The organism is Gracilibacillus pellucidus (assembly GCF_033949965.1).
GTDB lineage: Bacteria > Bacillota > Bacilli > Bacillales > Amphibacillaceae > Gracilibacillus > Gracilibacillus pellucidus.
In genome coordinates, this window is record NZ_JAWZSR010000002.1 from 27,635 (window position 1) to 49,452 (window position 21,818).

A 21,818-nucleotide genomic window follows, 5' to 3' on the forward strand; every position below is an offset into this window, starting at 1 on the left:
TTTTTTTCATTAATGATGATGGAACAAAACTAACTCCTACCTCCCTTCTTTTTGGAATCGCTTACATTTAAGAGGTTAACAAATGCTAGCTAAAAAGGAAGGCAAAAATCCGATATAAACGTATAAAAATCCGACATTTTGCTACTACCCACCTTTTCCATATGTTACGATGGAATTAAAATATTTTCCATATTCACTTAAAGTATAGGAGGCTTCCCCATGAAAAAAAGTGAAGAACAAAGAGAAAACCTGAGGCAACAAGAACTTAAAAATTCTCCAACTGCAAATCTAAACGATGCTCAGCACCGTGCATCAAATGGTAGCTTAGTAGATTTAGTAGGGGGATTAGGTTGGAAAGGTACAGGAATTCTTCTTCTTGTCATCATAGTAGGCGTGATCATATATGCTGGTTTCTTCCGCTAAAGCAAGACTTATTAGTCCATGTATCCTCCTTCACTTCCTTGTTTTAAATAAGGGTGTTACCGACGTTTACACCGTAGCAATTTCCCACTATTCCTTACAAACAAAAAAAGCCATCTTATGATGACTTCTCTTGATACGGATAGATTTCTTTTTTTGGCTTGTTTTTTCGTTCTTTCCACCATTTTTGTATATGGTTAGTTTTCACTTCTACAATTGGTTGCGTAAACGTCATAACCCATTTAGATGACAAGAACCAGACAATTGCTGCTGCGATAACGGCAAGCCACAACGTATCTAGATTTTGTTCAACCGCCAATAAGTTTTTTTGACGTCCATACTGAATAATTACACCGTGAAGCAAATAGACATACATCGTATTTTGACCCAATTGTGTAAAGGAATAACGCTTCCTAGGCACTAACATTAAGAGCGCAAAAGCCATTAATGTCGAGACTACATACAGCATCGCCCGAATCAATCCACCATATGTTGCCGCGTCTAGTGATTGATAAGAATGTGAACCAAACAGCCATTGTGCCGGAAATTCTGGCGCGGCAAAACTTATCAATAGCATCCCTGCTAAGACACTTACCGCTCCCCATTTTTTATTAACCGTTTGCCAGCGGAACAATTGCTCTTTTGATAACCAATAACCAATTAGGAAAAACGGGAAGAATACCAATGTACGTGACAAGCTTAATGATGGTCCAATGAATGGCATATATCCCACTACAATACCGATACCAAAGGCGAGTGGTATTCCGTAAATCGGCTTCAACTTTTTAAACATAATTAAAAGCAGATGCCAACTAAGTAAGCTTAGTAAGAACCATAATCCCCAATGTGGATCATATAGCGGTGTTTCCCAACTACTTTTGCCAATCACTAAATAGTAAATCGAATAAAATAGTTGAAATAAGAAATATGGAACTAAAATTCGTTTCATTAATTTCAGTAAGTAGCCTTTCTCACTTGAACCCTTGGCGAAAAAGCCACTTACTAAAATAAATACTGGCATATGGAATATATATATCCATTGATAAAGGACATGAACTAATTCAATCTGCTCTTTCAAAGGTTGAATTAAATGACCAAACACTACGAAGAAAATGAACAAGAGCTTGGCATTATCAAAATAAGCTTCACGTTGCATCTATTATTCTCCCTTTTTCAGCTTTACTACTATATTACCTTCTATAAGGTCGAACAAAAAGTAATTTGAACAATTGTTAAGCTTTTGTAAAAAATTTGTTATGGTTTTGATATTAAAATGAAATGGACCAAGCACCATTACGGAAAATCGCTTCTGTTTCACCTGACACTGTAATACCATCAATATTCATATCTGCAGAACCAATCATGAAATCTTCGTGCACAATACTATCATTTACGCCATGCTCGTCCATCTCCACATCATTCATATCAGACCCACCTTTAATATTGGTTGGATAGGCCTTTCCTAATGCAATATGGCAGGAAGCATTCTCATCAAATAATGTATTGAAGAAAATAACACCTGATTGTGAAACAGGCGATTCATGCGGCACTATCGCAACCTCACCAATACGAGATGCACCGTCTTCATCTGCTTCTAACAGCTGTTTCAATGCTTCTGCTCCTTTTTCACATGTGTAATCAACTACTTTACCATCTTTGAATGTCAATGTGAAATTCTCGATTAGCTGACCTTGGAAACTTAATGGCTTCGTACTTGTTACATAACCATTTACCCCATATTTGTGTGGCATAGAAAATACTTCTTCTGTCGGCATATTTGGATTAAATACTACACCATCTTTTGCTGTTGCAGCTCCACCATGCCAAATATGTCCTTTAGGTAATTCAATCGTTAAATCTGTTCCCTCAGCTTCGAAATGGAGCTTCGCATAATTTTTCTCATTTAAGTATTCACGTGCATCTTTTAATAATTGATTATGCTTATTCCATGCTTCAATTGGATCCTCTTGATCAACACGACCAATACGGAAAATTTCTTGCCAGAGACGCTCTTTCGCCTCTTGTGCATCTAGATCTGGATAAACCTTTTGTGCCCATTCTGTTGTAGGATAACCAACGATAGACCAGCGCGCCTTGTCATTCATCATATAATCACGATATTCTTTTAGTGCTACGGAGCTTGCCTTTGTCACAGCAGCCATTCGTTTACCATCAATTGCTTTTAATAAATCAGGATTTTCCCCATAAATATTCAGGACTGCATAGCCATCTTTCACCATGCCGACCATTGCTTCTTTACGCCATTCCGGATACGTTTCTAATACTTCCATTGGAGAATGCTTCATTTTTAAGAAGGTTAACTCATCGTCTCCCCACTCCACATGTACATTTTTCGCTCCCATTTCGTATGCCTGTTTGACAACGACACGGACAAACTCCACTGCTTCAAGAGGTGCTTGAATAAGTAACCCTTGACCTTTTTGTAAATTGACTCCTGTATGTAGTGCTAACTTTGCGTATTTTGCTAATAATTCTTGCATTTTATTTCCCCCTTCGAAATATTTCTATATTCAATATGCTAACCGAATGATACAAAAAAGCAAAACAAAATCACTTCGATGCACTCGAAAGACATTGAATGTTAATGGTTCTCCCCCTCTCCACACATAAAAAAAGCACAGCTGGAACTACCCAACTATGCTTTCTTTATTAAAGAGCGATATCTTTATTCACTGCTGCTTTATCATTATATTTCTTCACATTTAATTTTTTCATAATTTTGGATGTTAACGTTCCGGACACCATAGAACCATTAACATTTAGTGCAGTACGTCCCATATCAATTAATGGCTCAACCGTAATTAATAAACCTGCTAGGGCCACTGGTAAGTTCATGGAAGACAATACGATTAACGCTGCGAATGTCGCTCCACCACCAACACCTGCTACACCAAATGAACTAATACCGATAATCAAAATCAACTGTGCAAGGAACCCTGGTGATAATGGATCAATTCCTTGTGATGGGGCAATCATTACTGCCAACATCGCTGGATAGATTCCGGCACATCCGTTTTGACCAATTGTTGCACCAAATGATGCTGCCATATTTGCTGTACCACTATGCACACCTAAACTATCACGTTGTACTTGAATATTAAACGGAATGGTACCCGCACTTGATCTTGACGTAAAGGCGAAACTTAATACAGGCAATACTTTTTTGATAAAAGTAAATGGATTTAGCTTAAATAGCGCTAAGATGATCATATGGATAATAAACATCGTAATTAACGCCACATAAGAAGCCCCAACAAACTTACCTAACTCAATAATACCTGCTATATTTGTCAATGCGACCGTATTTGCCATTAGTGCTAATACACCAAATGGAGCTAGACGTAAAATTATTGTTACCATTCGCATAATGACTGTATAGAACGTATTAACAATATCAACAAATTTCTCCGCTTGCTCTGGCTGTTTTCGTCTTACACCTAATACAGCAATACCAACTAAGATAGAGAAAATAACAACCGCAATAACAGATGTTGCGCGTTCACCAGTCATATCTAAGAAAATGTTAGAAGGAATAAATTCGATAATTTTTTGTGGAGTGGACATTCCTTCTACTGTCCCTAATGTTTCTTCAAGTGACGTAGCTCGATCTTGCTCTGCTTGTCCCATTTCAATTTGATCGGCATTCAAATTGAAGACAGACGAACTTGCGACACCAACGCCAGCTGCAATCATCGCTGTGACAACTAGAATTCCGATAATCCAAGCTGACATTTTACCTAATTCAGATGATTTTTCTAAATTGATAATAGATTGAATAATCGAAACCATTACCAATGGAATAACGATCAGCATTAGTAATCGAACATAACCACTTCCGACAATTTTATACCAATCTGTCGTTGTAGCAACAATATCTGAATCAGCTGAGTAAACTAGCTGAAGAAAAGCACCTAATAGAATACCTAAACCTAAACCTGTAAAAACTCGTTTACTAAACGATACATGCTTGCGCTGCATACGTATAAGTAAACCGAGGAATAATAGCATAATAGCAATATTAACGATAATTAAAAATGTATTCATTCTTTACCTCCTTTTATATTAACCCGATATGAACACTAGGAATATATTACAGCTATTTATTTGATATGTCAAAGTTTATATCTTTAAAGCATTTACTCGATAAGTTTACACCTTATGCGAAGGGATAGACAAGCATAGCGCTTATACAAAAGTTGAAGATATAATGAAAGCAGACAGCCTAGATGATAACTGTCTGCTCTGGATATTTATTTCGAAGCTAAATCCGCTCCATTTGTAGCAATGACTTGTTTATACCAATAAAACGAATCTTTCTTACTACGCTTCATCGTACCATTTCCTTGATTATCACGATCTACGTGTATCATTCCATAACGCTTCTTCATTTCACCTGTTGTGAAGGAAACAATATCGATAATTCCCCATGGTGTATAACCGATTAAATCAACTCCATCTTCATATACAGCCTTTTCTAACATGTCAATATGAGATCGTAAGTAATTAATCCGTTCTTCATCATGAATGCTTCCGTCTTCCTCAACTGTATCGACTGCCCCAAAACCATTTTCTACAATAAACATCGGGATTTGGTAACGATCATAAAAACGGTTTAGTGTGTAACGCAAACCTATTGGATCAATAGCCCATCCCCAGTCACTCGCCTTAATATATGGATTCTCTACACCATGTGGCAAGCCTCCGTTTACTGTTTCAGCCGTTTCTTGTTTAGGGTCACCACTCTTTACAGTTGTAGACATATAATAACTAAACCCTAAATAATCAACGGTTCCATTTCGTAATATTTCAGCATCCTCTTCTTTCATCACAACGTTATATCCTTCACGTTTAAATTCGTTTAGCGCATAACTAGGATAATAACCTCGCACCTGTACATCCGGGAAAAAGTAACGATCACGCATATATATTTCTGCAAGCATAATGTCTTCAGGATTGGATGAATAAGGATAGATCGGTACATGCGATACCATTGCACCAATTTGGAAATCCGGATTAATTTCTTTTCCTTTACTAACTGCTAATGCACTTGCAACTAATTCATGGTGTGCTGTTTGATACATAACTTCTTTAGCATTTTCGCCTTTTTCTACTGTAACACCAGAATTTGTCCATAAGAACAACGGATTGTTTGTTTCCATTTGGTTATTTATTTCATTAAATGTCATCCAATATTTCACTTTCTGTTTATACCGTTCAAATACTACTTCCGCAAACTTAACGAAGAAATCAATCACTTTTCGATTACGAAATCCTCCATACTCACGAGCTAAATGAAGTGGCATCTCAAAATGTGATAAGGTAATGACAGGTTCAATATTATGTTTCAGTAACTCATCAAACACATCATCATAAAATTTTAAACCTGCCTCATTCGGTTCCGTTTCATCACCTTTAGGAAAAATACGACTCCACCCAATGGATGTACGTAAACATTTTAAGCCCATTTCTGCAAATAGTGCGATATCCTCTTTGTAATGATGATAAAAATCAATCGCCTCATGATTGGGATAAAATTGTTCTTCCTCAATCGTTTCCGTTATTTTACGTGGAATTCCATTTGCCCCAGCAGTCATCACATCCACTACACTAGGGCCTTTTCCATCTTGGTTCCATCCACCCTCAAACTGGTGGGCTGCTAATGCTCCTCCCCAAAGGAAATCATCTGGTAATTTTGTCATATTCATTCTCTCCCTACTGCTTATTTTATGATTGTCATTAATTGTGTGTTGTTCGTTGTTTCTTTTACTTCATCAAAAATAACTTCTTTATATTGATCACCATTCGTTATAATAACAGGAGTAATTGTCTCCATTCCTTTTTCTTTAATAAATGTTTGATCAAATTCAAATAGCTGTTCCCCTTTCTTAAACACTTGTCCTTCTTTCAAGTTGTTAACAAAAGGTTCACCGTCTAGATTAACTGTATCTAATCCAACATGAATCAATACCTCTACTCCTGTCTGAGAACGTAAACCAATGGCATGTTTTGTCGGAGCTACCATAACAATCGATCCGTTAAATGGTGCAAATACTTTGTTATCTTCCGGATTAATCGCAATTCCTTGTCCCATTGCCCCAGAACTAAATACTTGATCAGGAACTTCCGTTAAAGAAAGCACTTGTCCAACTAGTGGCGCAAAAACTACTTCTTCATTCGTAGTATAATTCTGCTCTGTCTCTTCATTTGTTGTTTCCATTTCAGCTGTATCTTGACCATATCCAAATAGTTGCACTAATATTACAGGCAAAATGACAGCAATTAACGATCCAATTAAAATCCCCCAAATGGATGATGGGTAATCACTATTAATTCCATTAACTATTGTAAGAGGACCAGGAAGTCCTGCATATGCGAAATAGTATGGGTTGAAAAAGCTAGCAACTATTGCTCCAATCGCTCCAGAGATACAGCCATAAATAAATGGTTTTTTAAACCGTAATGTAACACCATAAATTGACGGCTCTGTTATACCAAATATACCGGTAATTCCAGCAGAAGTACTTATCTTTCTAACTTCTTGTTGCTTAGCTTTAATAATAACTCCTAAGACAGCTCCAACCTGTGCGATAACTGCAATTGTTTGGTACGCTTGGAACGAGTCCATTCCGTATTGATCGTAGTTAGCAAGCACCATTGGCGTAATTCCCCAGTGCACACCGAAAATAACAAGCACTTGCCATAGACCGCCAATGATAGCTCCCGCTAAGACTGGTACTGCTTCTGCTAAATAATTGTAACCATTTGCTATTCCATTTGCCCCCAATGTAGTAATTGGGCCAATGAATAATAATGTTAATAATACCATGATAATAATACTGAAAAATGGAACAAATAACGGTCTTACTACCTCAGGTAATATTTTATTAAAAAACTTCTCCACATAAGATAAAATCCAAACTAAAAATAATGGTGGTAAAACAGAAGAAGTGTACACTGTTTCAGAAAGCGGAAGCAAAAACAGACTTAACTCCTCACCATTAGCAATTCTATCCGCCATAGCTGTCCACTCCGGCGTAACTAATGCCGCTACTGCCGCTACTGCTATATATGTATTCACCTTAAAATGCTTAGCAGCAGTAATAGCTATGAAAATAGGCAAGAAGGTGAATGGTGCCCATGAAATAAAATCGAATATTTCATTTGCTGTCGTTTCTCCAAAGGCAGGGTATAATAAATTCACTAATATTAGTAACCCTTGTAGAATACCTGCTGCAGCTAAAATATAAATAAACGGAGCGAATACTGCTGACATTGTCGCAATAACACGATTTAATACTGTTCCTTTCGGCTCATTATTCACATCATTCTTGTCAACGCTTACTTTTGCCGTGAAAGCATCATATACTTCGCCAACATGTTGACCAATAACCACTTGAAATTGTCCATTATTTTCTACAACAGTAATGACCCCAGGCAAGCCGGAAACTGTCTCTTTCGCTTTAGGATTAGAGCGTTTAAGAACAATTCTCAATCTTGTTGCACATCTAGTTACACTAACTACATTATCATCTCCACCAACAGCTTCAAGTATTTGATTGGCTAATTTTTGATAGTCTCTCACTTTACCTCCCATTTTATCCACCCTTTCTTTAATTTTATACACCAATTATAATTATACCGTTATAATTTGTCAATTGCGTTTTGTTTTTTTATACCGAGCTAATTTTGTGTTATACTAAATAAAAAGTACGTTATTAAGGAGGTGTCTGAATGCTTAAATACCAACAAATCGCCAATCAAATTGAGCAATTCATTGAAGAAAACCAGTTGCAACAAGGAGAAAAATTACCGATTCTAGAAAACTTAATGAATCAATATAATGCCAGTAAGAGCACCATTGTAAAAGCATTAGATTTATTAGAAAAAAAGGGAATTATTTTTCAAGTACGAGGTAGTGGGACATTCGTAAGGAGAAAAGATCGCAAAGGATATATTAGTTTATTATCGAATCAAGGATTCAAAAAAGATCTGGATCAATTCGAAATTACGACGAAAGTAATGGACTTACAAGTAGTAAAGCCAACAAAAGAGGTAGCTGAAAATTTAAATATACTATCGGATCAAGATGTATATCATGTTAAGCGAATACGTTATATTCATGGACAGACATTATGTGTGGAGGAATCCTATTACAACAAGGAAATTGTCACCTATTTAAACAAGGAGATTGTAACAGAGTCTATCTTCCACTACATACAAGAAGGATTAGGGTTAAAAGTAGGTTTTTCTGATATGTACATGCAAATGGGAAAATTGAATGACGAAGAGGCACGTTTGCTTGGACTCATAGCTGGAGAACCAAAAATGTCTGCTGAAACTATTTTCTTCCTATCTTCAGGAAAACCCTTTGACTTCTCCAAAATAACCTATAATTATCAACAAGCTCAGTTCTTTATTCAAGGAACAAACATGTAAAAAATAACTCAAAAATGAAGGTCACTCATTCGCTTGATGAGTGACCTTCATTTTTAGAATATAGGTTTTGGCTTATCCACTTTATCCCACTATCGCTATATCTTCTTCTAAGACTAATTCAACATTTCCTTTTATTGCTCGTGAGATCATGCAGGATGATTCTGCTTGTTTGACGATTTTGCTTAATCGTTTTAACTGCTCCTCTGTTGCCTCTTTTTTTAATCTAACGATAGGACGATGAGTAATTCGTTTGTAAGTAAAGACACCGTTTGTCACATCGACATCACCGACTGAACTTAATTCTATATGTTCAAGTGGTAGGTGTGCGCGCTCAATCATTGCTGCTGCAGTAATCAAATAACATGTAGCTGCTGCACCTAATAACATTTCATCTGGATTTGTACCAATACCTGGTCCATCCATTTCTGGTGGGATAGAAATGTGTGTTTTTAAATTTCCCGCTTCAATATGACCCACTTCATTTCTTCCACCTGGCCATGAAGCATTTAATGTAAATTGATGGATTGCCATATTTATCATCCTCTCTATTTCTATTATCACGGCGCGCGAGTCCGTAAAATCCCCGCCTTAAACTTCGAATGAAACAAGGAAACGAAGTGGAGAGTAAACAGACGCTTGCTTCCTGATAAGGCTCATTTTATATCTGATGTCTATTAACTAGCAACATCATCTGTTTTATTCTTCTTACCTGAAAGAAACCAACCAGCTACAGCAATAGCTACAAGTATTAAGTAGAAAGTCAATTTCCATCCAAGTGAATGGACAAAATCATGTGGCAATATGTGCAAATCATCATGTGCTAATACACTGACAACTAGCTTAACTCCGACCCAACCAACAATAACGAATGCCGCAATTTCTAAGCCTGGACGGTCTTTTAATAATTTCACAAATACATTTGCCGCAAAACGCATAATAATTAATCCGATCATCCCACCAGCAAGGACAACGAGGAACTGTCCTGTATCTAAACTTCCAATCGTACCCCAACCTGTTGCGGGGAGTACGACAGCTAAAGCTACAGCTGCTAAAATGGAGTCAACAGCAAATGCTAAGTCAGCAAACTCAACCTTTAAAACCGTCATCCAAAATCCGGATTTCCCTTTTTTCATCTGATTCTCTGCCATTTCCTCTGCTTGTGTTTCGCCTTTATTTTTCTTTTTAAAGGTATCATACAGATGTTTAATCGACATAAACAATAAATAAGCTGCACCTAATGCTTGAACTTGCCATATATCAACAAGGTACGAAATAATAAATAGTGAACCAAATCGTAAAATAAATGCACCTGCTAGTCCATAAAATAACGCTTTTTTCCGCTGGTGTTCCGGCAAATGCTTCACCATAATCGCTAATACTAATGCATTATCCGCCGCTAATATTCCTTCTAAACCGATCAAAACGAGTAGTACCCAGCCGTATTCTAATAATAATTCCAACTTCCCCATCTCCTTTTTTATAAGTAATGGTAAAGTTCGCAAAAACAAAAAAGACGAGACCTTTACCACACTAAATGGTAAAGGTCTCGCCTACAACGTCTGAGTTGCCAATAATGCCGGAGATTACTCTCGAAATGACGACATTTATTGTAATAGCTACTCCCCTTTATATATTATCAATATATATCTTTTTGCTCGAGATGTCAAACAAGTTACCTATACCATCTTGTGATAGAAGTAGGTTTTGCTTATTCTTTCCTCTCTATGCATGGATGATATGCTCAATTCTTTCCTCTACTTCCGCTTGAATTGTAGCTAATAGTGATTGACTACCAGCTGCTGAATCTGTTTTCACACCAAAGTAGCTCTTAATTTTTGGTTCTGTACCAGATGGTCGGAAGCATACCCATGCATCATTTTCTAATAAGAATTTCATCACATTTTCTTTCGGCAATGTGATATCTTCTTCTTTCTCTTCTAACGGTAATTGACGTTTGCTACTTGCGTAATCCTCCACTGCGACAACTTTTAATCCACCTAATTGAACGAAAGGATTTTTTCTGATATCTTCCATAATAGCAGCAATTTGCTCTGCACCGTCTTTTCCTTTTAATGTTAATGATTGTAATCCTTCTAAATAGTAGCCATGTTTTGCATATAAAGTATCTAAAGCTTCTAGCAATGTTTTACCTTGATTCTTCCAGTAGTTCGCCATTTCACATGCTGCTACTGCTATTTGGACAGCATCTTTATCACGAACAAAGTCACCCATTAAATAACCGTAGCTTTCTTCATAGCCAAAGAGGAAGTTTCGTTCATCTGATTCAAATTGTTTCATTTTTTCCCCAATGAATTTAAAGCCTGTCAACGTATCAATCGTATTCACGCCATAATGAGAAGCAATCGCGCGACCCATTTCCGTTGTAACAATCGTTTTAATTACTTGACCATGTGCTAGTTGCTCATCCTTTGTATGTGATAACGTGTAATCTAGTAGTAGAGAACCTAGTTGATTACCTGTTAATACTTGATAAGATCCTTTACCGTCCTGAACCGCAACACCTAATCGGTCCGCATCAGGGTCTGTCCCAATAAGGATGTCAGCATTTATGTCTTTCCCTTGCTCGATCGCCATTTCAAACGCTTGATGCTCTTCTGGATTCGGTGACGTAACGGTTGAAAACTCTGGATCCGGGTGTGCTTGCTCTGCCACTACATGGACATTTTTAAAACCAATTTGATCTAACCCTTTTAAGACCAGATCATGTGCCGTACCGTGTAAAGGTGTAAACACTACATTTAATGTTTTTTCATCTGTTTGTTTTTGAATCGTTTTCACAGCTTGGAGATATGCTGTATCTACTTTTTCGCCTACCCATGTAAGTAGTCCTGCTTCTTCTATTTCAGCTTGTGTTTTTACATCAACTCGTAGTTCATCTTCTACCTTATTCACTTCTTCAATAATAGCAGCAGCCTCTTTTAATGGAACTTGTCCACCATCTTCATTGTAGACTTTAAACCCATTATATTCAGGTGGATTGTGGCTTGCAGTAATCATAATACCTGCAGCTGTATGTAAGTAACGAACAGCAAAAGAAAGCAGTGGTGTTGGGCGCAATGTTTCAAATACATATGCTTGAATATCGTGGGCTCCCAGTACTTTAGCAGCCTCTACTGCAAATTCCTGTGACATGTAACGAGAATCATATGCAATAACAACCCCTCTGTTTTTTGCATGCTCCACATTTTTTGTTATGTAATTAGCGAGTCCTTCTACCGCTTTACGTACTGTATAAATATTCATTCGGTTCGTTCCAGGTCCTAGCATGCCGCGCATACCACCTGTTCCAAATGTTAAATCCTTATAAAAGGAATCTTCTAAGTCCTTCTCATTATCCTTTAACTCGTTTAATTGGTTGGATAAATCTTGATCAAGTTGTGCGTATGATTTCCATTTATCCAATCTTTCTTGCCATGTCATGCAAGTTCCCCCTTAGCAAAACGTTTTATATCATATATATTAGCACAGTATACTTTTCGTTTCTATTGTTATTGAAATATATGGATAAGTCAACTAAAAACATTAGTTACGTTACCATTATTTCCATATAATATGATAGAATAAAACTACTTAATCTAATTAATAAAGGTTGTGGCATTTTTGTTTGAGAAAAAAAGCATACGTATACTCGTAACAGCTATATTGATTTTTACATTAATCTATTTAATCTCTTTAACGACATTCGTATTTGAACCCATTGGTGCCTATTTAACAGCCATTGCAGTACCAATTATCGGTGCTGGTATTATCTTTTATATTACGAATCCGCTCGTTAATTGGCTAGAAAGAAAAAAAGTGCCTCGGATTATTGGTACGTTTATTATCTTCCTATTGATTATTGCTGTTATTACGATTATCGTTACATTTATCGCTCCTGCAGTTCAACAGCAATTCTCTAAATTCGTTGATAATGTTCCAAAAATGGTGGACAGCTCTGTCAAACTATTTGATATGTGGCAAGCAAACCAAAATATTATACCACCACAATTTGAAAATACCTTACAAAATGTAATTGATAACATTAGTCAATATGCCGATCGCATAACATCTGGAATTATCGGTGTAATCGGACAAATTTTTAGCTTTGTGTTCGCCTTTTTCCTAATTCCATTCTTCTTGTTCTTTATGTTAAAGGATGGATATAAATTTGTACCGTTCATCTCGCAATTCCTGAGTCCTAGTAAGGCGAAAAGCTTTAGAACATTAACATCAAACATTAATCATACGTTATCATCCTTTATTCAAGGACAATTTATTGTTAGTTTCTGTGTTGGGATTATGTTGTATATTGGCTATTTAATTATAGGACTTGAATATTCACTCGCCTTAGCATTATTCGGATTAGTAATGAACTTTATTCCGTTTGTCGGTCCATTTCTTTCTGCGGTTCCAGCGATTATTGTCGGTCTTTTCCAATCACCAATTATTGCTCTTTGGGCAACTATCGTGATGATCGTCGCACAACAGATAGAAAGTAATTTCATTTCACCTAACGTGATGGGTAGAGCATTAAAGATTCACCCTTTAACGGTTATTACGCTCATTTTAGCTGCAGGAGGTATTGCGGGATTCTTAGGACTGTTATTTATCATCCCAGCCTATGCGGTTGTGAAAACAATTATTTCACATTTTTATGGCGAGTGGCAGAAGAAACAACCTGAAAAAGATCCGGATATATTTTGAACCAATAAAAATGGTACCATGGTCTTTCGCCACATATGTTGGCGAAAGCCTCTGCTACCTTTTATCGTAATAAGTTATCTGTTCTCTATCTAAGGTTCTTGACCATAATATAATTATCGTGCTCTTCATCCCCGATAAAAATCGAATAAGAACCTCTCTTTTCAAATCCCATTCTTTCATGGAAATCAATCGCATTTTTATTCTTACGCCAAATACCTAGCCAAATATCACTCTTCCCTCTTTCATATGCTATATCAATGCCTGTCTTTAATAGTAATCGTCCTAAACCTTGCTCATGAAAAGAATTCCTCACATAAATTCGTTCAATTTCTAAGGCATTATCACCTATTTGATATGATTGGGCATCTGCTTCATTAACTTTGATATAACCTGTTATGACGTTATCTACATATTGGAATAAAAATGTTGAGGATGGATTGGATAATTCTTTTATTAATTGATCCGTGTTGAAGGCTTGCTCTAAATATTCATGAATGTTTTCTGGTGTGTTTAAATGACTGTAGGTTTCATTATACGTTTCTGTACTAATGTCCTGCAATATTGACAGATCTTCTAATGTACACTTTTTCATCATTGGCTTCACTTTATCAGCTCCCTTATCATTTTTTCTGAAACATCAGATAATTCAAGTATATGGGTATTTGCCTGTATCGTCAATGGAAGCGAATTCATTTTATTAAATTTTCCATAGAAAGTAGGAAGCTTCTGCCCATTGATTCTTTTATTTTTTGATTCAGAAACCGAACTGTTATAACAAAAAAAGCCTTAGCCGTAGCCAAGACTTTTTCTCCAAACATTATTCACCTGTTACTTCTTCAATTTCCTCTTTCAGTTTATCGAAAATCGCTGGGTCAATACCTTCTACTTCATCACGATAGTATTCATGTACCGGTTCAGCTTTTTCTTTAAATGTTGCAATTTGGTCATCTGTTAATTCAATAATTTCGGTTTGATTGTCCGTATCTGCTTTGATCGCTTCAAGTCCTGCTTCATTTTGACTTTGTTGCTCGTCAAATACCCAATCTTGCATCTCTGTAATCACTTCATCTACAACTGCTTTCACATTATCATCGAGACCATTGTACCAATCTGTGTTAGCAGTTGTCATTGCTACATAGTTGTTATGATGTGAAATGGTTACAGTATCTTGTACTTCATGGAAGCTTGCTGATTCAATAAAGAAGAGAGGGTTTTCCTGTGCATCAACTGTTTCACGATCTAACGCTGTATATAGTTCACTCCAGCTTAGAGATTGTACGGTTGCACCATATGCATCATATGATTCACGCATTAATGGAGACTCTTGTACACGTACATTAAGTCCTTCCCAATCAGATGGGGATTCAATTCCCGCATTACTTGACCATGCAGTAGATCCTTCTGTCCAATATGCAAGTGGTGAAATATTATGCTCTTCATATTTCGCACGTAAATCTTGATTTAAAGCTTCACTATTCGTTAAAACTTCTTGAACTTTTTCTTCATCAGCTGGGAAGAAATAATGAAGAGAGAAGATCTGTCCATCTTGGACTTGGCCACCTGTGAAACCTGGTGACATAACAGCAAGTTGGACTCCGCCTTGTTGTAATAGTTGCGCTTGGTCCACTTCACTACCTAGCGCACCATATTCTAATGGTTCTACTGTAATAGCTCCACCAGTCTTGTCACTAATCCGGTTAGCGAATTCTGCTGCATATTCGTATTGAACTTCACCTTGTGTTTCTTCTGTTACAAATTGCCATGACTGTTCTTCGAAATCTCCAGCTGCCTCTTCCCCGTCAGCTTCACCTTCGCCCGTTTCTTCTGTTTGCTCTTCTTCTGTCCCTTCGTCCTCACTATCTCCACCACATGCAACTAATAAAAAGCTCAGTGTCAAAATGGAGATCATCAAAAGAAAAAATTTCTTGTTAAAAATGATCATTACCCCCTAATAGTTTTTAATATATGAAAGCAGGACTTGATTAGCCTGCTTTACTCACTTAATTAACTAAAATTAACGATAGTTCTGGGAATAGTACGAGTAACACACCGATGATTAATAGCATAATAATAAACGGTGGTGTACTTTTGATTACTTCTAAATACGGCCTCTTGAACACCGCACTAGCAGTAAAAATATCGACGCCAAATGGTGGTGTAGCTGATCCTAATGCTGCTTGGAAGGTTACAATAATGCCAAGATGGATTAAATCTACACCAGCTTGCTCTGCTGCAGGTGCAAAAATTGGTGTTAACACTAAAATCACCACAATCGGGTCAACGAACATACAACCTATAAAGAAGAAAATACTAACAATAATCAATACATAAAGCGCACTAGGATCAGTGCCTAACACTGCTTCTGTAATTTGTTGTGGAATTCTTGCATAACCAAGCACCCATGTAAATAATTGTCCACCAGCAACTAAAATGAATACCGCTGATGTAACTAGACCTGTTGATAATGCAATACTAGGAATCTTCTTCCATGGAATCGTTTTAAAGATTAATACTTCCAAGATTAACGCATACAAAACGGAAATACCTGATGCTTCAACAGGTGTAAAAATCCCTGTATAAATACCACCAATAATTAAAATAGGAAAACCAAGTGGCAATAATGCTTTTCGGAAAAACTTAAATCGATCTGGCCATGTTACTCTTTCCGCTAATGGAATATTTTTAACCTTTGCATAGATCACACTATATATAGCAAACGCTAAAAACACCATAAGCCCCGGAATGATACCTGCGATAAATAATTCACCAACAGATACACCCGATCCTGCTGCAAGCGCATAAATAATCATTCCAATACTAGGCGGAACTAAAAGTGCTGCATCACTAGAGTTAATGATTAATGCCATTGCATTAGAATCTTTATAGCCAATCTTTAATAATCTTTCACGCATTGGTCGACCAATCGCTACAACCGTCGCCTGCGTAGAACCTGAAATAGCCCCAAACATCGTACATGCTGCAGCTGTTGTTACGGCATATCCTCCACGAATATGTCCAACAAAAGCTCCAATAAAATCTAATAATCTATTAGATGTTTTTCCTGACGTCATAATATCTGCTGCAAAAATAAACAATGGTACACATAATAATACCGGTGATTCAATCCCTGTCAGTAATTGCCCCATCAACAAATCCATACTTAAATTCGGATTAAAAATAAGCATCACGACGACAGGCGCTAAAATAAGCGGTATCATCATTGGAAAATTAAGCAACAATAATATGACCATTATGCATAATAATGTCGTTAACATATCTTTTTCCTCTCTACATTTTATTCACCGTATCCATTTCACTCATGCCGTTTAGATCGATATATCCTCCAATTTCACATCTTTTTTCTTCTCATCATTATAATCAACGGCATCAATACCTAAATACACTTTATCTTTTGCTTTTGCACTAAAGTTAACAATCGTATTTCTAACAAACTGAATACCTGCAGTAAAGAAACCAATTGGAATAAATATAGCCATTAAATATCTTGGTAACTGTAACGAAGTCGTAATTGCTCCTGTGTCATACTCAAACATGACATAACTGTACGAATAATAGGTCATTAAAAACATAACAACTGCTGTAACAAAGTTGATGATAATCATCATCACTTTACGCACTTTAAAAGGTGCAAAATCATAGAATGCGGACATACTTATATGTCTTCCTTTTCTTGCGGCATAACCAATCCCCATGAATGTTGCAATAACAATCGCGAACTTACTTACTTCATATGCAAAATAAAACGCACCAGAGTTAAATACTTCACGTGCTATTACATTGCCAACAATCATAATTGAGATTAATATAATCGCAAAGCTTAGGATAAATTCCTCAAGCTTCATTAACACTCTGTCTAACCAGCGAAAGACTTTCACTTTTTTCTATTCCTCCTCTTTAAAGGACCACTTCATGAACTTATCACTATAATTAATGGTACAAAAAATGGTACATCGTTAACAAATTTGCTATAACTTGATTGAGCTTCATTAACTTACAAATACTCATCTCTCAAAAAAATGAATGCGTTTCCTGGATATATAGTGTCATTTCCTTTCGTATGATACAGTATCCTTCAAAAAAGCTATCCAATTTTATATTGTGGAAATGATTGTTCCGAAAAAATGCTTTACTATCTGTACACACTGCTTTACGCTTAATTACACAGAACCGTAATTTATATGCGAGGTGACGAGGATGAATAGACAAGAAATTGAGGCAGAAATTGAAGACTTAAAAGCAGACTATACCAGATTATCTGCAGATCTTGAAAAGCTGAATTATGTTGGTGCGAACACAGAATATAACGAGAAAGAATTAGACCGATTAGCCAACGAAATCTCTCTTTTACGTCAAAAATTGCAAAACAAAAGCTAGCAATTATTCATTGCTAGCTTTTTCACTTCTTTTTTTCTCTAGTTTTTCTTTTATTTTATGAAACTCTTTACTTGGTGGAGATAAGCTAACAATTGTATCACCTGGTGCCGCTGTTGCCTCTCTCTTATCCACAAAGAATTCAATTTGCTTAGATTGCTTTAATGTGAATAAAAGAACTGTTTCTTTATCACGATCTTGCAAATAATCTTCATAAGAATAGCGTTCTGTTATCATTGTTTTACGTAGAACATACCCACTCTTCAATTTAAATTTCAAATCCTCAATACCTTCACCCGGAGAAAATACTTCTATTCCACCAATAGTATGATCAATGTCGACTAAATCATCTCCACTATTGTTTTGTCTCGATAAACGATAGACATTTTTCCTTCCAAATTCAGGAACTAAGTTAGAACAAACTAACGCATTATAAGAATCATATTCTGTGGCAGATAATAAATAATCATAAGGTGTAAAGTCCATCGTATATTCAGTCTGCTCCGATAGAATTTCACAATGATTATGTGCAACCCCTGCTTTACGTGCACGGTTTAAGCGATCCCATGAAGAATCTACGATAACAGTTGGAATCTTCAATTCACGCATGACCATAGCTAACGCATTTGTAAAGCGGTTGGAACCTACAATTAGCACACCTGGATTTCCTTCTGAAGAAAGGTTTAACTTTTTCGCTACCCAACCAATAGAAAAACCATGCACAACAACCGTTGAAAATACTAACGCAAACGTCAAGGAAGTAACTAAAGAAGCTCCTTCAAACCCTTCATCTGCTAATACTGTAGCAAAATAGCTTGCTACTGTTAATGCTACAATCCCTCTTGGGGCAATCCATCCTATTAATGTCCTTTCTTGAACTGACAAGCCTGAATTAATCGTCGATAAGAAAATCGATAACGGACGAACAACAAATAACATCAATAACACATAACCAATGATCTCCGGTCGGAATACATCCATTAATGTATCTGTTGTTAGTGAGGCTGTTAATAAAATAAACACGGTTGAAATTAACAGCATAGAGATATTTTCTTTGAAATGACGCATGTCTTTGATAGATGAAATACCTAAATTAGCTAATGTCATCCCCATTGCGGTAACAGCTAAAAGTCCTGTTTCATGCTTCACTTCGTCTGCAATAATAAAGCAGGCAATAACAGCTGCAAACACAATTGGTGATTTCAAATACTCTGGAATATGACCAGCTTCGAACATCCATCCTGTCACTTTTCCGAAAATAATACCAAGCACTACAGCAAATAATGCCGCTAATAAGAAAAATAATAACGCTGTTGCATCACGACCATCTGATGAAAGGAATAAAATAAATTCAAAGGCAAAAACAGCAAGTAAAGCACCGAAGGGGTCAACAACAATTCCTTCCCACTTTAAAATCTTTGCTGGAGTTGGCTTTAATTTAGACTGTCTTAATAATGGTAAAATAACGGTCGGTCCTGTTACAATAAAGATACCACCAATAACAAAAGACACGGCTAAAGATAATCCTGCGACATAATGTGCAGTTAATGAGCCTAAAATCCACGCAAGAAATGCCCCTAATGTGACAATACGAAAAACAGGCTTACCTAAACCTTTTACCTCTTTGAAGTTCAAATTCAAGCTTCCTTCAAAAAGGATAATCGCTACAGCTATTGAAATAAACGGTCGATATAAATCACCGAAGGCTTCCTCCGGATTCATCAAACCCAAAATGGGCCCTGCTAATAAACCAGCTATCGACATAACAACAATTGCCGGCAATCGAAATTTCCATGCTATCCATTGTGATCCTACACCTAGAACAGCTATAAGCATAAGTGTGATCAATAATGAGTCCATCATCATTCCCCCTTACATTTTTTCATTTATCTATTTTTTTCTTTTATTAATTTACTTAACTGAAGCTTTCATCATTTTAAAGGTTAATCGTTGAGTTGTAAATCATTTAATTTCAACTATTTTTTTTCGCTTAATTGTGATGGGTATTACCAGCAAAAAATGTTATGCTAAAAGTGAAATAATAAAAAGGATGATCACGCATGAATACGTTAGAGTTATTACAAAAATATTTCGGTTATAGCGATTTCCGTCCTGGTCAACAACAAATTGTCGATCAAATTCTAAGTGAACAAAATACACTTGCCATCATGCCAACTGGCGGTGGAAAGTCAGTTTGTTACCAAATTCCTGGACTTGCACAAAATGGTGTTACACTTGTTATTTCCCCACTCATTTCTTTAATGAAAGATCAAGTAGATGCCTTGCAATCTATTGGTGTTGCGGCTACATATCTAAACAGTTCCCTTACAACAGAAGAACAATTCGATCGTTTAGCTGAAATCCGAAGTGGCAAATATCGCTTTGTTTATGTTGCACCAGAGCGCTTTGATTCTAATGCTTTTTTTAATGCCATTAATTCCATAGATATCGCATTGATCGCTTTTGACGAAGCACATTGTATTTCACAATGGGGTCACGATTTTCGTCCTAGTTATCGAACTGTTGCACAAGCTGTTAAACAATTGCGCCACAAACCTGTACTTGTTGGTTTAACCGCAACAGCTACCGCCGAAGTCATCGACGATTTGCAAAAGCTTCTAAATGTAGAAGACAATGCTGTTGTCAATACTGGCTTTGCGCGTAATAATCTAAGCTTTCAAGTTGTCAAAGGACATGATCGACAAAACTATATCGCAGAATACTTGCGCGTACACCCTGATGAAACAGGGATTATCTATGCTGTCACAAGAAAACAGGTTGACCAATTATATTTTTTATTAAACGAAAAGGGGTTCTCTGTCAGTAAATACCATGCTGGAATGTCTGAAGATGCTAGAAAACAAGCACAAAATGATTTCATCTATGACAATACACGCGTGATGATAGCAACAAATGCTTTTGGAATGGGCATTGATAAATCGAATGTTCGGTATGTTTTACACTACGCGTTACCAAAAAATCTAGAAAGTTATTATCAAGAAGCTGGTCGCGCTGGACGTGATGGTGAACCAAGTCAGTGCATTATTCTTTTCTCCGGTCAAGATATTACGTTACAAAAATATTTAATCGACCAATCCGAAATGAATGAAGAAAAAAAGAAAGGGGAATATGACAAGCTCCAAGCAATGATCAATTATTGTCATACAGACCAGTGTTTGCAGCAATATATTCTTCGCTACTTTAACGACACTGTTTCTTCCAAAGACTCATGTGGCAACTGCTCTAATTGCCAAAGCGATTGGGAAAAAGTTGAGCAGACAAAGGAAGCCCAAATGGTTCTATCCTGTGTCAAACGAATGAATGAGCGCTTTGGTGCCAATCTAGTCGCAAAAGTATTAAAAGGCTCTAACGACCAAAAAGTGAAACAATTTCGATTCGATCGTCTACCAACATACGGTCTAATGAAGGAAAAAACAGAAAAAGAAGTCGTATCCTTCATCCAATTTTTAATAGCAGAGGATTTTCTAGCTTCCGAAGGGGGGCGCTATCCTGTTTTGCGTCTGACCAGTCGAGCAATTCCTGTCTTAAAAGGCGAAGAAAAAGTATTTATCCGAGCAGCAAAAGTCGAGAAAAAAGAAGTAACAGATTACGATACAGAAATGTTCGAACAATTGCGTAGACTACGGAAATCATTGGCAGACCAACAAGGCGTACCACCATACGTTATTTTCTCTGATAAAAGCTTACGAGAAATGTCCGTCGTGAAGCCACAATCACGATACGAAATGCTCCAAGTCCACGGAATCGGCGAACGAAAATTCGAGCAATACGGCGAAGTGTTTTTGAAATGTTTTGTTGAAGGAGAATAGAGTTACTTTTATACT

General features: G+C 36.7%; 18 protein-coding genes. 5 read left to right on the forward strand and 13 right to left on the reverse strand.

Translation table 11 applies throughout. From position 1 onward, the window contains the following. Positions 1 to 219 precede the first annotated feature (219 nt). On the forward strand, positions 220 to 423 hold the full coding sequence (locus tag SH601_RS03585) for a DUF6366 family protein (protein WP_319956878.1): 204 nt from the start codon (positions 220 to 222) through the stop codon (positions 421 to 423). A gap of 115 nt (positions 424 to 538) precedes the next feature. Here SH601_RS03585 and SH601_RS03590 read toward each other — a convergent pair whose 3' ends face one another. The 5 genes from SH601_RS03590 to SH601_RS03610 all read right to left on the reverse strand — a co-directional run bounded on the left by SH601_RS03590 (position 539) and on the right by SH601_RS03610 (position 8,035). Then, positions 539 to 1,576 carry an acyltransferase family protein gene (locus SH601_RS03590; RefSeq protein WP_319956879.1) on the reverse strand — a complete coding sequence of 346 codons (1,038 nt, stop codon included), beginning with the start codon at positions 1,574 to 1,576 and terminating at the stop codon, positions 539 to 541. Positions 1,577 to 1,688: 112 nt separating this feature from the next. After that, a complete protein-coding gene (locus SH601_RS03595) occupies positions 1,689 to 2,921 on the reverse strand; it encodes an aminopeptidase (protein WP_319956880.1) in 1,233 nt (410 codons plus the stop codon). Between the two features lie 169 nt (positions 2,922 to 3,090). After that, positions 3,091 to 4,485, reverse strand: a complete 1,395-nt coding sequence (locus SH601_RS03600) for an L-cystine transporter (protein WP_319956881.1) — start codon at positions 4,483 to 4,485, stop codon at positions 3,091 to 3,093. Positions 4,486 to 4,691: 206 nt separating this feature from the next. Then, positions 4,692 to 6,140: a 6-phospho-beta-glucosidase BglA gene (bglA, locus tag SH601_RS03605; protein ID WP_319956882.1), complete on the reverse strand. Its 1,449-nt coding sequence runs from the start codon at positions 6,138 to 6,140 to the stop codon at positions 4,692 to 4,694. A gap of 20 nt (positions 6,141 to 6,160) precedes the next feature. Continuing rightward, entirely contained in the window at positions 6,161 to 8,035 is a 1,875-nt protein-coding gene (locus SH601_RS03610; RefSeq protein ID WP_319956883.1) for a beta-glucoside-specific PTS transporter subunit IIABC, read from the reverse strand. Between the two features lie 137 nt (positions 8,036 to 8,172). Between SH601_RS03610 and SH601_RS03615 the strand changes: the two genes are divergently transcribed. Continuing rightward, complete coding sequence (locus SH601_RS03615) at positions 8,173 to 8,877, forward strand: GntR family transcriptional regulator (protein WP_319956884.1); 705 nt, start codon at positions 8,173 to 8,175, stop codon at positions 8,875 to 8,877. 81 nt (positions 8,878 to 8,958) lie between these two features. Here SH601_RS03615 and SH601_RS03620 read toward each other — a convergent pair whose 3' ends face one another. The 3 genes from SH601_RS03620 to SH601_RS03630 all read right to left on the reverse strand — a co-directional run bounded on the left by SH601_RS03620 (position 8,959) and on the right by SH601_RS03630 (position 12,318). Continuing rightward, on the reverse strand, positions 8,959 to 9,408 hold the full coding sequence (locus SH601_RS03620) for an OsmC family protein (protein WP_319956885.1): 450 nt from the start codon (positions 9,406 to 9,408) through the stop codon (positions 8,959 to 8,961). A 143-nt stretch (positions 9,409 to 9,551) separates the two neighbouring features. Next, positions 9,552 to 10,337 (reverse strand): TerC family protein, encoded by a 786-nt coding sequence (locus SH601_RS03625; RefSeq protein ID WP_413775091.1) that lies wholly within the window; start codon positions 10,335 to 10,337, stop codon positions 9,552 to 9,554. A 262-nt stretch (positions 10,338 to 10,599) separates the two neighbouring features. Then, entirely contained in the window at positions 10,600 to 12,318 is a 1,719-nt protein-coding gene (locus SH601_RS03630; protein WP_319956886.1) for a phospho-sugar mutase, read from the reverse strand. Positions 12,319 to 12,498: 180 nt separating this feature from the next. On the opposite strand from SH601_RS03630, the gene SH601_RS03635 reads away from it, so the two are divergent. Continuing rightward, complete coding sequence (locus SH601_RS03635) at positions 12,499 to 13,581, forward strand: AI-2E family transporter (protein ID WP_319956887.1); 1,083 nt, start codon at positions 12,499 to 12,501, stop codon at positions 13,579 to 13,581. A gap of 85 nt (positions 13,582 to 13,666) precedes the next feature. On the opposite strand, the gene SH601_RS03640 is transcribed toward SH601_RS03635, so the two are convergent. The 4 genes from SH601_RS03640 to SH601_RS03655 form a co-directional block, all read right to left on the reverse strand. Beyond that, positions 13,667 to 14,176, reverse strand: a complete 510-nt coding sequence (locus SH601_RS03640) for a GNAT family N-acetyltransferase (protein WP_413775096.1) — start codon at positions 14,174 to 14,176, stop codon at positions 13,667 to 13,669. Between the two features lie 222 nt (positions 14,177 to 14,398). Beyond that, positions 14,399 to 15,523, reverse strand: coding sequence for a TRAP transporter substrate-binding protein DctP (dctP, locus tag SH601_RS03645; protein ID WP_319956889.1), 1,125 nt, complete (start codon positions 15,521 to 15,523; stop codon positions 14,399 to 14,401). A gap of 58 nt (positions 15,524 to 15,581) precedes the next feature. After that, on the reverse strand, positions 15,582 to 16,856 hold the full coding sequence (locus SH601_RS03650; RefSeq protein WP_319956890.1) for a TRAP transporter large permease: 1,275 nt from the start codon (positions 16,854 to 16,856) through the stop codon (positions 15,582 to 15,584). 51 nt (positions 16,857 to 16,907) lie between these two features. After that, entirely contained in the window at positions 16,908 to 17,477 is a 570-nt protein-coding gene (locus SH601_RS03655; protein ID WP_319956891.1) for a TRAP transporter small permease, read from the reverse strand. 319 nt (positions 17,478 to 17,796) lie between these two features. Between SH601_RS03655 and SH601_RS03660 the strand changes: the two genes are divergently transcribed. Beyond that, the gene (locus tag SH601_RS03660) at positions 17,797 to 17,976 is read left to right on the forward strand and encodes an SE1832 family protein (RefSeq protein ID WP_319956892.1); all 180 of its coding nucleotides are present in this window, start codon (positions 17,797 to 17,799) and stop codon (positions 17,974 to 17,976) included. A 3-nt stretch (positions 17,977 to 17,979) separates the two neighbouring features. Here the strand turns inward: SH601_RS03660 and SH601_RS03665 are convergent, their stop codons facing one another. Continuing rightward, entirely contained in the window at positions 17,980 to 19,836 is a 1,857-nt protein-coding gene (locus SH601_RS03665; RefSeq protein WP_319956893.1) for a cation:proton antiporter, read from the reverse strand. A gap of 197 nt (positions 19,837 to 20,033) precedes the next feature. Here SH601_RS03665 and recQ point away from each other — a divergent pair, with 197 nt between their 5' ends. After that, complete coding sequence (gene recQ / locus SH601_RS03670; RefSeq protein WP_319956894.1) at positions 20,034 to 21,803, forward strand: DNA helicase RecQ; 1,770 nt, start codon at positions 20,034 to 20,036, stop codon at positions 21,801 to 21,803. Positions 21,804 to 21,818 lie beyond the last annotated feature (15 nt).